Below are 12,429 nucleotides of genomic sequence, written 5' to 3'. Positions count from 1 at the left end.
CGTCAGCCGGCCCGGGTCTGCCGCCGCCACAGCGCCGCGTACTCGCCCGCCCTCGCCAGCAGCTCGTCGTGCGTGCCGCGCTCCACGATCCGCCCGCGCCGCAGCACCAGGATCTGGTCGGCGTCGGCGATGGTGGAAAGCCGATGGGCGATGACCAGGGTCGTGCGCCCTGCCCTCACCTTGCGCAGTGTCTCCTGGATGGCGGCCTCGGTCGGACCGTCCAGGGCGCTGGTGGCCTCGTCGAGGATCAGCAGGCGCGGATTGGCCAGCAGCGCGCGGGCGATGCCGACCCGTTGGCGCTCGCCGCCGGAGAGTTTCAGGCCGCGTTCGCCGACCATGGTGGAGAGCCCGTTCGGCAGTCCGTCGACGAAGGGGCCGAGCTCGGCGGCGTCTGCCGCGCCTCTCACCTCGTCGGGCGTGGCGTCGGGACGCGCAAAGGCGACGTTGGCGTAGAGGGTGTCGTTGAACAGGGCCACGTCCTGGGGGACCAGCGCGATCGCGCGCCTGAGCGACGCCTGCCGCACCTGGCGCATGTCGACGCCGTCGAGGGTCACCTGCCCCTCCTGCGGGTCGAGCAGCCGCATGGCGAGGCGCACCGCCGTGGTCTTGCCGGCGCCCGACGGCCCCACCAGGGCGACGGTCTCGCCGGGGCGGGCTTCGAAGGTGACGTCGGTGAGCCCCTGGGAGCGCGCATCGTGGCGGAAGCTGACGTGCTCGAAGGCCAGCGCCGCGCCCTGGGCGTCGGCCGGCGGCAGGTCGCGAGCGTCGGGCGCATCCGTGATCTCCGGTTTGATCGCGGTCAGGCTGACCATCTGCTCCATGTCGATGAAGCCCTGGCGGATCTCGCGGTACTGGAAGCCCAGCATGCCCAGGGGCGCGTAGAGGCCCTGCAGCAGCAGGATGGCCACGGTGATGTCGCCGATGCCGAACCGCCCGCCCGCCACCGCCACGCCGGCCATCACGGTCATGATGGCCAGCCCCAGGTTCAGGATGAAGGACTGCGCCGCGTTGAGCAGGTTCAGCGAGACGTTGGCCCGCGCGCCGGCGTCCACGTACTGGGCCATGGCCTGGCGGTAGCCCTCCACCATCCGCGGCTCGGCGCCGAAGGCCTTGAGGGTCTCGTAGTTCATCAGGGCGTCCATCGACAGCCCCGCGGCGCGGCTGTCGGCGTCGTTGAGCTCGCGTCGGTGGGAGAGTCGCCAGTCCGTGATCTTGAAGGTCACTGCGGCGTAGATCACCAGGGTGACGAGGGCGGTGGCGGCGAACCGCCAGTCCAGGCGCACCACCATCACGGCCATGGCCAGGACCAGCTCCACGAAGGTGGGGCCCAGGTTGAAGATCAGGCTGCGGATCAGGAAGTCGGTGGCCCGGGAGCCGCGCTCGATCGTCCGCGACAGCGTCCCGCTCTGCTTGGTCTGGTGGTAGTCGAGCGAGAGGGAGAGCGCGTGCGAGAAGCTCTCGACAGCCGCCCTCGCCAGGGTGGCGCCGGAGACGCGGGCGAAGATGGCGTCGCGGGCGAAGGGCGCACAGGCCGCGGCCAGCCTCAGCGCCGCGAAGGCGACCGCGAGGCCGATGAAGCTGGCCCCCACCACAACCGCGCCACGGCCGGCGGGCGACAGGGTGTCGATCGCGTCGCCCAGCATCACCGGCGCGACGACGCCGGCCAGCTTGCCCGAGACGACCAGCACCAGGGCCGCGGCGATCCGCAGCCGCAGTTGCGGCGCGCCGGAGCGCATGACGAGCCGCCCGAGGTCGGCTAGCGAGCCCCAGAAGTCGAATTTGGTTTCCCTCGGCGCGACGGCGCCGGCCCCGCCGAATCTCCGCCCGCCTGCGTGGATATGCGCCAACCGCCCTCGCCTCACCTCGACGGCCAAGGCGCGAGATCCCGCCCGGGAACGCCCGTTGGTTGAAAGTCCTTAACCCTGACCATAGCTAATCAGGCTTGGCTCGCTTACAAGCGCCGGCCCTTCGGAGTGACCGCCTAGATGTCCGTTTCCCGCCTTGAGTCCGTCTGTGTGTTCTGCGGCTCGTCCGACGCCGCCGACCCGCAGTTCCTCAGCGCCGCCGCCGCGCTGGGCCGGGCGCTGGCGGGCGCCGGGCTGAAGCTGGTCTATGGCGGCGGCGGCGTCGGCCTGATGGGCGCGACCGCACGCGCCGCCCACCAGGCCGGCGGCGGCGTGCTGGGCATCATCCCCGACTTCCTGCTGTCGAAGGAGCGTGTGCTGGAGGAGGTCGAACACGTGGTCGTCTCCAACATGCACGAGCGCAAGATGATGATGTTCGACCGCTCGGACAGCTTCGTCATCCTGCCCGGCGGCATCGGCACCCTGGAGGAGGTGGTCGAGCTGCTCTCCTGGCGCCGCCTCGACCTGCACGCCAAGCCGGTGGTGTTCTACAACCCGCGCAACTTCTGGAAGCCGCTGTTCGAGACCTTCCAGATGACCGTGGACGAGAAGCTGACCCCGGAAGGCTTCATGGACAGCTTCGTCGCCGTCGAGCGCATCGAGGACGTGGTGCCGGCCCTGCTGACCTGGGGCGCCTCGGATGATCCGGCCGACGAGATCCGCGTTGCCCGGATGAGTTGAGCGGGCGCAAGCTCGCGAATTCAGCGACTTAGGCCGCCGTCCTCAGGGGACGTTGGCCTCCAGCTCTTCCAGCCAGACCCGCGCCGTACCGTCCGAGGGCGCGCGCCAGTCGCCGCGGGGCGACAGGTTGCCGCCGGAGATCACCTTGGGGCCGTTCGGCATGGCCGAGCGCTTGAACTGGCTGATCTCGAAGAAGCGGAAGAGGAAGACGCCGAGCCATTTCTTGATGGCGGCCAAGTCGTAGGCGTTCCGCGTCTCCGCGGGGAAGTGCATCGGCCAGTCGCCCTTCTCCACGTCATGCCAGGCGTGCCAGGCCAGGAACGCCACCTTCGACGGCCGCAGCCCATAGCGGGTGATGTAGTAGAGGTTGAAGTCCTGCAGCTCGTAGGGCCCGATCTTGGCCTGGGTGGACTGGATCTGGCCGTTCTCGTCCGGCGGCACGAGCTCCGGCGAGATCTCGGTGCCCAGCACCGACAGCAGAGTCTCGGACGCCGCGGCGTCGAACTGGCCCGTCTTCGCCACCCAGCGGATCAGGTGCTGGATCAGGGTCTTCGCCACCGAGCCGTTGACGTTGTAGTGGCTCATCTGGTCGCCGACGCCGTAGGTGCACCAGCCCAGCGCCAACTCCGACAGGTCGCCGGTGCCGACCACGAACCCCGCGCGCTGGTTGGCCAGCCGGAACAGGTAGTCGGTGCGCAGGCCCGCCTGCACGTTCTCGAAGGTCACGTCGTAGACCGGCTGCCCCTCGGCGAAGGGGTGGCCCATGTCCTTCAGCAGCTGGATGGCCGCCGGCCTTATGTCGATCTCCTCGGCCGTGACGCCGAGCGCGCGCATCAGCTTCCAGGCGTTGGACTTGGTGCCCTCGCTGGTGGCGAAGCCCGGCATGGTGAAGCCCAGGATGTCCGAGCGTGGCTTGCCCAGGGCATCGAAGGCCTTGGCCGCCACGATCAGGGCGTGGGTGGAATCGAGCCCGCCCGAGATGCCGATGACCACGTGTTTGGACTTCGTGGCCTGCAGGCGCTTGGCCAAGCCCTGCACCTGGATGTTGAAGGCCTCGTAGCAGTCCTTGTCGAGGCGGGCGGGATCGTCCGGCACGAACGGGAAGCGGTCCACGGGCCGGATCAGGCCCACGTCGTCGAAGGCGGGCTTGTGCTCGAAGGCGATGCGGCGGAAGCGCCGCTCCGGATGGCCGGCGGCGACCGCGGCGTCGTTGAAGGTGGGCGAGCGCATCCGCTCCAGGCGCAGGCGCTCGACGTCGATGTCGGCGACCGCCATCTGGGAGCCGGCCGGGAAGCGGTCGGTCTGGGCGAGCCGGCGGCCCAGCTCGTGGATGGAGGCCTGCCCGTCCCAGGCGAGGTCGGTGGTGCTCTCCCCCGGCCCCGCCGCCGAATAGAGGTAGGCCGCCTGGCAGCGCGACGACTGCGAGGCGCAGAGCAACTCCCGCTCGTCGGCCTTGCCCACCACGATGTTCGAGGCCGAGAGATTGCAGAGGATCAGCGCTCCGGCCATGGCCGCCTGGGTCGACGGCGGCGCGGGGGCCCAGAAATCCTCGCAGATCTCCAGCGCGAAGACGAAGTCCTTCAGGTCGGCCGCCTCGAAGAGCAGGTCCGTGCCGAACGGGACCTCTTCGCCGGCCAGGCGCATGGTCACGCCGCTGACGCCGTGGCCCGGCGCGAACCAGCGCTTCTCGTAGTACTCGCGGTAGTTGGGCAGGAAGCTCTTCGGGACCACGCCCAGGATCTTCCCGCGGCTGATGGCGACAGCGCAGTTGTAGAGCCGGCCGGAGTGGGCCAGCGGCGCGCCCACGATCAGCACCGGCTTGAGCCGCGCGCTCGCCTTGGCGAGGCGGGCGATCTCGTCCTCCACCCGGGCCAACAGGGCGTCCTGCAGCAGGAGGTCGTCGATGGCGTAGGCGCTGATCCCCAGCTCGGGGAACAGCATCAGGTCGCAGCCTTCCAGGTCGCCTTCCTTGGCGAGCTTCAGGGTCTCGTCGGCGTTGTAGCCGGGATCGCCCGGCAGCACCTTCGGCGTGCAGGCCGCCGCGCGGACGAAGCCGTGGCTGTGGATCGCGTAGAACGGCTTCGGCACGGCTGGCGCTCCCTGGCTCTCCCTGCCCTTGCTAACGCGTAACGGGCGTAAGGGAGAAATGCTCAGTGTGAGCATATATAGGCCAAGCTCGGCCGCGCACCAAACCCGCGCAAGAAAAAGGCCCCTTTCGGGGCCCAAAGGTCGGATGTCTCAGTCGTCTCGGTGGACGCGCTCGCGGCGCTCGTGCCGCTCCTGGGCTTCGAGGCTCAGGGTGGCGATGGGGCGGGCCTCCAGCCGGGCGAGGCCGATCGGCTCGCCGGTCTCCTCGCAATAGCCGTAGGAGCCGTCCTCGATGCGCCGAAGCGCCTCGTCGATCTTGGAAATCAGCTTCCGCTGGCGGTCCCGCGTGCGCAGCTCCAGAGCCCGGTCGGTCTCCGACGACGCACGGTCGGCGAGGTCGGGATGATTCTCAGTCTCGGTCTGGAGATGCGAGAGCGTCTCGCGAGATTCGCGGAGGATGTCCTCCTTCCAGTTCAGAAGCTTCTGCTTGAAGTACTCAAGCTGACGCTCGTTCATGAACTCCTCGTCCTCGGAGGGACGATACTCAGGCTTCTCAGCCAAAACTGCGGCTGCCTTCATGCAAACCTCACGCCCCCTGGGTAAGCCGGAACACGCGGTGGGTGTATAGCAAAGAGAACGCGGGTTTCAATCGTACGAAATCGGCAGTGCGATTACGCCGCACGGGTCGCAACCTCAAGTTTTGCGAGTTCGACGGCGGCCCGCATCTCCACCTCTTCCAGCACAGCTTCCAGCCGCGGATCGTCGGTCTGGTCGCGCGCCTCCCGCACGGCGCGCTGCAGACGCTGCATGTCGAGGTTCGTGACCTCGCCGTCAAGCAGGGCGACCTTCAGCTTCTCGAGCTCGTCGAGGATTCGCCCGGCGCGGCTCACCGCGCGCCGCTTGCGCTCCAGGGGGCCGCCGACGTCCTGGAGAGCGAGCAGGGCGTCCATGCCCATGACGCTCGACATCCCGGAGACCGAGGCCGCCTGCGAGGGCCCGGCCGCGTCGGCGGCGCCCGGCAACCGGAATCCGCCCGCGCCCGAGGGCCGCGCCTGGCGGGGGCCTTGCGTCTGGCCGATTCCGTTGGGCCCGATGACCTTCATGAGGCGCAGTCTTCGGCTTCCTTGCTTGCGGTATGGTTAATGCCGGGCAGTTTTTGCCGACGGGCGCCGGGCGCCGCCCTTCCCCGCCCTACCGACGTTGAAACTGCTGCGCTTTTCGAGAGCCGTGGAGTGGCACGACCGTCGCATGGCGGGGTCCGAAGCAGCTTCACGGTTAACCATGATCCGCTCGTTCCGCTCAGTCCTCGTTTTCCTCGCCGCCCTGGCGATGGCCGTGCCGCAGCCGGCGGCGGCGAAGTCGCGCATCAAGGACATCGTCGAGTTCGAGGGCGTCCGCGAGAACATGCTGGTGGGCTACGGCATCGTCGTGGGCCTGAACGGCACCGGCGACGCCCTGCGCAACGTGCCAATGACCAAGCAGAGCCTCGAGGCCATGCTGGAGCGGCTGGGCGTCAACGTCCGCGACGCGCAGCTCAACACCAAGAACGTGGCCGCGGTGATGGTCACCGCCAAGCTCCCGGCGTTCGCGGCGGCCGGGGCCCAGATCGACGCCTCGGTGTCGGCGCTGGGGGACGCCAAGAGCCTGCTGGGGGGCACCCTGCTGGTCACCCCGCTGCTCGGCGCCGACGGCCAGGCCTATGCCGTGGCGCAAGGGACGGTGCAGACCGGCTCGATCAGCGCCTCGGGCGCTTCGGGCTCCACCGTCTCGAAGGGCGTGCCCACGGCCGGCCGGATCGCCGGCGGGGCCATCGTCGAGCGCGAGATCGGGTTCCAGCTCGCCCACATGGGCCAGCTGCGCATGACCCTGCGCAACCCGGACTTCACCACCGCCCGGCGGATCGCCGACACCATCAACGGCAAGTACCCGGGCTCGGCCCTGGCCGAGAACCCCACCATCGTCTCGATCCGCCCGGCGTCGGGCCAGGACATGATGACCTTCGTCAGCCAGGTGGAGAACCTCTCCGTCGAGCCGGACGCGCCCGCCAAGGTGGTCATCGACGAGGTGGCCGGGGTGATCGTCATGGGCGAGAACGTGCGGGTCTCCACGGTGGCGATCCAGCAGGGCAACCTGACCATCACGGTCCAGGAGAGCCCGGCGGTGAGCCAGCCGCCGCCCTTCGCCCGCACCGGCCAGACCGCCGTCGTCCCGCAGAGCCAGGTCTCGGTGGACGAGGAGACCGGCCGGCAGTTCGTGACCATCCGGAACGGCGCGTCGCTGGCGAGCCTGGTCGCCGGCCTCAACGCCCTGGGCGTCACCCCGCGCGACATGATCTCCATCCTGCAGACCATCAAGGCGGCCGGCGCCCTGCAGGCCGACATCGAGGTGATGTGATGGCCGACCTAGCCCCCGTCTCCGTCTCCCCGTCCCTGCTGCAGCCGACCGGCCCGGCCAACGCCGCCGAGCTCGCCAAGCGCGGGCAGATCCAGGAGACGGCGAGGAAGTTCGAGACCCAGTTCCTGTCGATCATGCTGCAGCAGATGTTCGAGGGCGTGGAGCCCGCCGCCCCGTTCGACGGCGGCCCGGGCGAGAGCATGTTCAAGTCGTTCATGACCGAGGCCATGGCCAACCAGATGGTCAAGTCGGGCGGGATCGGGCTCTCCGACACCATCGCCCGCGAGATGCTGAAGCTGCAGGGACTGAAGTAGGAGGACCGCCATGGCGCTCGCCGCCCACGACGCCGCCGACCGGGTGGAGCAGCTGATCATCCTCACCGAGCGGCTGACCGACCTCATCGCCCGGGAGGCCCAGGCCTTCGAAAGCCGCCGGCCGCAGGACGCCGCCGCCCAGGTCGAGGAGACCCAGCGGCTGGCCAACATCTACCGCCACGAGTCGGCCCGCGTCCGCGCCGAGCCGAACCTGGTGTTCGGCGCGCCGCCGGACCAGCGCCAGAAGCTGGTCCGCGCGACAGAGGCCTTCGACGCCGTGCTGGCCCGCCACGGCCGCGCGGTGATGGCGGCCAAGACGGTGACCGAGGGCCTGGTGCGGGCCATCGCCGACGAGGTCGCCAGCCAGCGGCAGCAGTCGGCGGGCTATGGCCCCGGGGCGACGACGGCGACCAACTCGGCCGCGGCGGCCACGGCGATCACGCTGAACCGCACCGCCTAGCCAAGGCGATGTCACATTGGCCGTCAGGGCTAGTTGCGCGAGTCAGCGCGACAACTCTCGACGACAGGTAAGCCATTGATGCACAATGAGAAAGATCCTCTCTCACTGTAGCGCGGGCGCCTGGATCGACCAGGAAATAGCGCAAAGAGCCTGAGGGCGGCCCCTCCGGTGGCTGCCGCCCTCAGTAGGGGAGAGACCTAACCAGCCTCGTGGGCGAGGCGGACGGTGGCGCGCGGTCCGGCCTCGGCCGCATCTTCGACCTCAACCGGGCGGACGAGCCTGGCCTGCAGGTGGCGGTGGCCCATGGTGGCGATGGCGGCGCCGAGCAGGCCCAGCATCACCGACAGCAGGGCCTCGGCCAGGCCGGGCGCCACGACGCCGATGGACGGCGCCGGCCGCAGGTTGGAGAGCCCGATGGCGGAGTTCATCAGGGTGTAGCTGGCGCCGAACAGGCCGACGAGCACGGCCGACCGGCTCCAGACGGCGAGGAAGGTCATCGAGCGCGGCGCGGCGGTGCGGCGGCTGGCCTGCAGGATCCAGAGCACCAGGGCGGCGATCGCGGCGACGAGCAGGCCGGCGAGCACGAGCTTCACCACCGGGTCGCCGTCCATGAAGACGCGCAGGATGTGCAGCCGCTCCTCGGGGTCGACCGGGACGAGCTGCGGGTCCGGGGGGGCATAGGCCTGCGCGGCGGCGTGGGTCGCGGCGAGCGCGGCGGCCATGCCGGCGGCCAGGGGTTTCCAACGCATGGTGTCTCTCTCCCAGATTATGTTTGTAGTCCGAGAGGCAAACTACGCATGTAATCCCGCCTGTCAATCCAGCTGTTCGAGGAGGTCCAGGGCATTGGCGGCCGCGGCGCCCGAGGTCGTGTTGTCGAAGATGCACCAGGCTTCGGCGGGCGCCGCCCTGAGCCGGGCGGCGAGCTCGGCGAGCCAGGCCGGCTCGTACGACGACCAGTACATGCGCGGCGAGCCGTGCAGCCGCCAGTACTTGAGGCCGTCCCAGCCGCCCGGCTCGGCGGCGGCCGGGACGCGGGCCGGATCGGCGGCCACGCGGGCGATCCGATGCTCGCGCAGCAGCGCCTCGGCGTCGGCCTCGAACCAGGTGGGATGGCGCGGCTCGCAGGCGACGGCGCCGTCGAAGCGGCTGCGGAAGGACCGGAAGAAGGCTTCGGCCGTGGGGCTGTCCAGGGCGGCGCTCGGCGGAAGCTGGACCAGCAGCGGACCGAGCTTGTCGCCGAGCAGGGCCGCCTCCGCGAGGAAGGCCTCCAGCAGGTCGTCGCTGTCGGCGAGCCGCCGCTCGTGGGTGATGGTCTTCGGGATCTTCAGGGCGAAGCGGAAGCCGTCCGGCGTCTGCTCCACCCAGCGCGCATAAGTCGACGGCTTGTGCGAGCGGTAGAAGGTGGAGTTGATCTCGGCGCAGTCGAAGCGGCCGGCGTAGCGGGCGAGGCCGCTTTCGGCTTCGGGGAAGCGGTCTCGCACCGTACGCGGGGCCGCCCAGCCGGCCGTGCCCACCCGGATCATCCGTGGATCGCCTGCAGGAAGCCGCGGCGCCGCGCCAGCACGATGCCGAGGTCGTAGGGGATCGCCACCGCCTCGCGCAGCGTCATCTTCAGCCGGTGGCGCAGCCGTGTGCCGCCGCGCCCCGGCGCCAGCGGGCCGGGCGTGGTCGCCACGCCAAGGGCCCCCAGGAGCAGGCGGATGCGCGGGATATGGTAGCCATCGGAGCAGACGATGCAGCGCGACAGCCCCCTCGCCTTCAGGAAGCGCGCGGCGGCGATCACGCTCTGCAGGGTGTCGCGGCTGTCCTCGTCCAGCACGATGCGCGCCGGCTCGACGCCGCGGGCCTTCAGCGCCGCGGCCATGACCGAGGCCTCCGACGGGCCGTGCCGGCCGATCGCGCCGGAGCAGAGGATCGGGGCGTGGCCGATGTCGGCCGCCGCCTCCAGGCCGTAGCCGATCCGCCGGGCGAGCGCCGGCGACGGGCGACCGTCGGCGCGGACGGCGGCTCCGAAGATCACGATGGCGGGGGCGTCTTCCACCGGCCGAAACATGGCGCACCAGGGCCCGGCCTGCCAGCGCTGCGATCCGGCCGCCTCACTGAGTGTTGTGGAGGTCGCAGCCTCCGTCATTCGATGAACGCTAGCCGCCGGCCGGTTCAAAGCACCGGTCGGTATCGCTGATGGCCGTGAGCATCTGCCCCCCGGCGAGCCCACAAACGGTCACTTGACCTGGTAAGGCGCTCCGGCGCTCGTCACCCAATACCGAGAGTCCCGTTCCCCCTTGGCTCGGCGCGCCAGCTCCAACGCCGCCCTTGTGGCGTCACCGGCCGTAGCGTAGCCCTGCACCACGAAGTACTCGCGGCCGTTCGGATGGATAAGGCAGGCAACAGCCGTGTACCCCGTCTGGGTGATCCGGCCGTCCCAACGGAACCAGTCCCCCCCTCCCTTCATCTCAATGACGCGCTGCGTCCGCTCCAGCGTCGGCTGGATGGCCTTGTCGCACTTGTCGCTGCTTAGCATCAGCGGATAGGGGTCGGAGACCGCGTCCGTGGGGCCCGATGAGCCCGAGCCGCCAGCACGCTTTTCGAGCCGTATCGGGGGCGGCGGCGCGACCGGGTTGCGACACGGACCAGGGTCGCAATTGCCGGCGCCCTTCGGCGGCCTTGGGCCCAGCTTCATTGGTGCGGAGTCCTGGGCAGGGGGAGCCGGCGCCTGGGCCATCACAGCGCCAGACGGCCGGCCGGCCACGATCGCCCTGGTCTGTGCCTGAACCTGGGCCGCAGCGGTGGGACCGAGCTGCCGCTGGGTGTCGGCGATGGCCTTGCGGCTCACCTCCGCAAGTCGCGCCCGTTCGGCGGGGTCGCTCGACTGGGCGATCTGCCTCTCGCGATAAGCGTTCGCCTCCGCCAGTCGCTGGGTCAGGGCCGCGCGGCCGGCCGCCTGCTGCGCCTCCCGCTGAGCCGCGGCCTGGCGCTGCGACTCGGCCTCACGCGCCTGGCGTTGCTGCTGTTGTTGCTGGGCGTTGGCTATGATCTGCGCTGTCTGCGCCGCGCCCTGCGAGCGGATCGCATTGAGGCTGTTGTCGTACGCCTGCTGTTCGGCGATCCCCTGCGAGATGGCCACCGCCCCCTGAGCAACGTTACCCCAGAACTGACTGCGCGCCTCCTGTCGCTCGCGAAGAGCCTGGTCGCTTTGGTAGGCCTGCTTGTAAGTTCCAAGCCCGAGGAAGTGCTTCTTGTCGGCCCACTGGCCTTTTCTGAACTCCTGCGTCACCTCTTCATACCGTCCGCCGACGACGCGCTTCAGGCTCCTGATGTAGCTGTTCTCATACCAGACGGGCGGACCCGCCAATGAACCGTCGGCGAGAACTTCAGCCCCTCCCGGCATCCGGGTCTTGGGATCAAGTTTCAGCTCCCATGTCGCGGGAGCGTTGCCTCCGAACGAACTCCATACGCGCATGACCTGACCCGGCTTGACCCATTCATATCGGATCCAGCCCTGCGTCCCGACGGTCCAGTCGCTGTAGCTGAACCGGGTACCTTCGATCTGCGCCAGCATTCCCCAGCAGGCGGTCTGGTTGCACTTCGTGGTTGGGTACGGCGGCGGAGCCGGACGAGCAACGGCGGTGTCGTCCGTCGAGGTTTTGGCGCTCCCAGAGCCGGCAGCAGGCTGGACGTTGCCGGTAATCGCACTGGCTAAGGCGCCGAGGACCTTACTGCGCCCGGCCCCAGCGGTTCCGGGCTTCTGTGCGAGCTGCTCACGCTTCACGCCGGCCGCGATCAGGAGCTCTTCCTCCTGCTTGAACCAGACGTCCGCCGCCTTGCGGTCGCGCTTGACGCCCCAGCCGTTGAGGTAGAGCAGACCCATGGTGTTTAGCGCGCGCGGCTGCAGCTGCGCGGCGGCCAGTTCGGCGTAGCGCTTGGCGGCGGCATAGTCCTTCGGCGCGCCATAGCCCTCCACATAGGCCAGCGCGACCAGCGTCATGGCCACCGGCTCCCCGTTGTCGGCCTCCCCCTGCGCCAGCGCCAGCTTGGCTGGGAAGCCCGCCTTCGCAAGCAAGTCCGCGGCTGGCGCCTGGCGCAGGTCGTCGGCCGTGATCCCCCACCGTTCAAAGGGCGACGGCGGCTTTGCGGGCGCGGCGGCAGCGGGGCGCGGCTTGGCTGCAGCCTTCTTCTTCGACTGCGCTTGCGCGTCGCCCGACCATCCCAGCGCGACCGCGCTCACCACAAGGGCCATCAGCCCAGATTTCACGAACAAGCGCCCCTCCCGCGGATGCGGCCAAGCAGCCGTAGGGAGGCGGAAGACGGCCGTCACCTCCCATTTGCGGTACGGACGATGGGTCGCGGCAGCAGTCCCATCGGTAGGGTGCTCACCGTGTCAGCGATGGTCGGAGTATCGCCTTCCGGCCCCCCAAAAATTCCGGGGCGACGTAAGGCGGCGCGACATGATCACTCCCGTCATAACCTACGCCTGCCTCCCACCCTTAGTTGGCGTGCGCAGCGTCGCTCTGGGCCGTTCGAAAGTCCGCTTCGGGGTCCGCAGCCACGTTCGGTTTCCGACCCCGAGCAGACCCTTGATCGGTCATCG

12 protein-coding genes are annotated in these 12,429 nt (G+C 69.7%); 4 read left to right on the top strand and 8 right to left on the bottom strand.

Annotation, left to right across the window (positions count from 1 at the left end; all coding sequences use genetic code 11):
* Positions 1-2: 2 nt before the first annotated feature.
* Positions 3-1,847, bottom strand: coding sequence for an ABC transporter ATP-binding protein/permease (locus tag VIL76_RS01120; protein ID WP_332043139.1), 1,845 nt, complete (start codon positions 1,845-1,847; stop codon positions 3-5).
* Between the two features lie 138 nt (positions 1,848-1,985).
* Between VIL76_RS01120 and VIL76_RS01115 the strand changes: the two genes are divergently transcribed.
* Positions 1,986-2,585 (top strand): TIGR00730 family Rossman fold protein, encoded by a 600-nt coding sequence (locus VIL76_RS01115; RefSeq protein ID WP_332043138.1) that lies wholly within the window; start codon positions 1,986-1,988, stop codon positions 2,583-2,585.
* Positions 2,586-2,627: 42 nt separating this feature from the next.
* On the opposite strand, the gene VIL76_RS01110 is transcribed toward VIL76_RS01115, so the two are convergent.
* From VIL76_RS01110 to VIL76_RS01100, 3 genes are all read right to left on the bottom strand, one after another.
* Positions 2,628-4,673 carry an NAD(+) synthase gene (locus tag VIL76_RS01110; protein ID WP_332043137.1) on the bottom strand — a complete coding sequence of 682 codons (2,046 nt, stop codon included), beginning with the start codon at positions 4,671-4,673 and terminating at the stop codon, positions 2,628-2,630.
* A 150-nt stretch (positions 4,674-4,823) separates the two neighbouring features.
* Complete coding sequence (dksA, locus tag VIL76_RS01105) at positions 4,824-5,252, bottom strand: RNA polymerase-binding protein DksA (protein ID WP_332043136.1); 429 nt, start codon at positions 5,250-5,252, stop codon at positions 4,824-4,826.
* 92 nt (positions 5,253-5,344) lie between these two features.
* Complete coding sequence (locus VIL76_RS01100) at positions 5,345-5,776, bottom strand: flagellar assembly protein FliX (protein ID WP_332043135.1); 432 nt, start codon at positions 5,774-5,776, stop codon at positions 5,345-5,347.
* A 178-nt stretch (positions 5,777-5,954) separates the two neighbouring features.
* On the opposite strand from VIL76_RS01100, the gene VIL76_RS01095 reads away from it, so the two are divergent.
* From VIL76_RS01095 to VIL76_RS01085, 3 genes are read left to right on the top strand one after another with little or no spacing between them, the layout of a single operon-like run.
* Positions 5,955-7,067: a flagellar basal body P-ring protein FlgI gene (locus VIL76_RS01095; protein WP_332043134.1), complete on the top strand. Its 1,113-nt coding sequence runs from the start codon at positions 5,955-5,957 to the stop codon at positions 7,065-7,067.
* Positions 7,067-7,381: a rod-binding protein gene (locus VIL76_RS01090; protein WP_332043133.1), complete on the top strand. Its 315-nt coding sequence runs from the start codon at positions 7,067-7,069 to the stop codon at positions 7,379-7,381. Before VIL76_RS01095 ends, VIL76_RS01090 begins: the two co-directional genes overlap by 1 nt.
* Positions 7,382-7,391: 10 nt before the next feature.
* On the top strand, positions 7,392-7,841 hold the full coding sequence (locus VIL76_RS01085) for a flagellar basal body protein (RefSeq protein ID WP_332043132.1): 450 nt from the start codon (positions 7,392-7,394) through the stop codon (positions 7,839-7,841).
* A 197-nt stretch (positions 7,842-8,038) separates the two neighbouring features.
* On the opposite strand, the gene VIL76_RS01080 is transcribed toward VIL76_RS01085, so the two are convergent.
* The 4 genes from VIL76_RS01080 to VIL76_RS01065 all read right to left on the bottom strand — a co-directional run bounded on the left by VIL76_RS01080 (position 8,039) and on the right by VIL76_RS01065 (position 12,099).
* The gene (locus tag VIL76_RS01080; RefSeq protein ID WP_332043131.1) at positions 8,039-8,590 is read right to left on the bottom strand and encodes a MotA/TolQ/ExbB proton channel family protein; all 552 of its coding nucleotides are present in this window, start codon (positions 8,588-8,590) and stop codon (positions 8,039-8,041) included.
* Between the two features lie 63 nt (positions 8,591-8,653).
* Positions 8,654-9,364, bottom strand: coding sequence for a DUF72 domain-containing protein (locus tag VIL76_RS01075; protein WP_332043130.1), 711 nt, complete (start codon positions 9,362-9,364; stop codon positions 8,654-8,656).
* Positions 9,361-9,972, bottom strand: coding sequence for a YdcF family protein (locus tag VIL76_RS01070; RefSeq protein ID WP_332043129.1), 612 nt, complete (start codon positions 9,970-9,972; stop codon positions 9,361-9,363). Before VIL76_RS01070 ends, VIL76_RS01075 begins: the two co-directional genes overlap by 4 nt.
* Positions 9,973-10,062: 90 nt before the next feature.
* Positions 10,063-12,099 (bottom strand): hypothetical protein, encoded by a 2,037-nt coding sequence (locus VIL76_RS01065; protein ID WP_332043128.1) that lies wholly within the window; start codon positions 12,097-12,099, stop codon positions 10,063-10,065.
* Positions 12,100-12,429: the final 330 nt, after the last annotated feature.

Source organism: Phenylobacterium sp. (assembly GCF_036563285.1).
In the GTDB taxonomy this organism is placed as follows: Bacteria; Pseudomonadota; Alphaproteobacteria; order Caulobacterales; family Caulobacteraceae; genus Phenylobacterium.
The sequence above is the reverse complement of the archived record's forward strand: the minus strand, read 5'-3'. Positions and strand labels throughout refer to the sequence as shown.